The following is a 949-nucleotide window of genomic DNA, read 5'->3' on the forward strand; positions in this document are numbered from 1 at the left end:
CCGCTGCTGGCCGCCGGCTACCGCGTGGTGCTGATGGACTGCCCCGGCTGGAGCCGGAGCGACCCCATCGTCTGCCGCGGCTCGCGCTCGGACCTCAACGCCACGGCGCTCAAGGGCCTGCTCGACGTGCTGGGGCTGGAACGCGTGCACCTGCTCGGCAACTCCATGGGCGCCCACAGCGCCGTGGCCTTCGCCCTGGCCAACCCGCAGCGCGTCGGCAAGCTGGTGCTCATGGGCGGTGGCACCGGCGGCGCCAGCCCCTTCGTGCCGATGCCCACCGAGGGCATCAAGCTGCTCAACGGCCTGTACCGCGAACCGACCATCGACAACCTGAAGCGGATGATGAACGTCTTCGTCTTCGACCCCAGCGACCTCACCGAGGAACTGTTCCAGGTGCGCCTGGACAACATGCTCAGCCGCCGCGAGCACCTGGACAACTTCGTCGAAAGCCTCGCCGCCAACCCGAAGCAGTTCCCCGACTTCGGCTCGCGCCTGCACGAGATCCAGGCGAAGACCCTGATCGTCTGGGGCCGCAATGACCGCTTCGTGCCCATGGACGCCGGCCTGCGCCTGCTCGCCGGCATCCCCGACGCCACGCTGCACGTGTTCAACAACTGCGGCCACTGGGCCCAGTGGGAACACGCCGAACCCTTCAACCGCCTGGTGCTGGACTTCCTCCAGCACTGAACCCGAGGTGCCCCATGACCATCAGCCAAGAGACCCTCGAACGCCTGGCCGCCGACCTGCGCCGCGCGGAAACGCAGGGCGAGGCCATTGCCCCGTTGCGTGACACCCTCGGCGCGGAGAACGGCGAGGCCGCCTACGCCATCCAGCGCCTCAACGTCGCCCATGCCCTGGCCTGCGGCCGGCGCCTGGTCGGCCGCAAGATCGGCCTGACCAACCCCAAGGTGCAGGCCCAGCTGGGCGTGGACCAGCCGGACTTCGGCGG

The 949-nt window shown here is 69.5% G+C and carries 1 protein-coding gene and 1 pseudogene; both read left to right on the forward strand.

The features are described 5' to 3' along the window. Nucleotides 1–687: alpha/beta fold hydrolase (locus tag DK254_RS00855; protein ID WP_109931658.1), on the forward strand; the 687-nt coding region annotated here is incomplete at its 5' end. Nucleotides 688–701: 14 nt separating this feature from the next. Continuing rightward, nucleotides 702–949: pseudogene (locus DK254_RS00860) on the forward strand (2-keto-4-pentenoate hydratase); the annotation flags it as partial.

Source organism: Pseudomonas sp. RW407 (genome assembly GCF_003176655.1).
Lineage (GTDB): Bacteria > Pseudomonadota > Gammaproteobacteria > Pseudomonadales > Pseudomonadaceae > Pseudomonas > Pseudomonas delhiensis.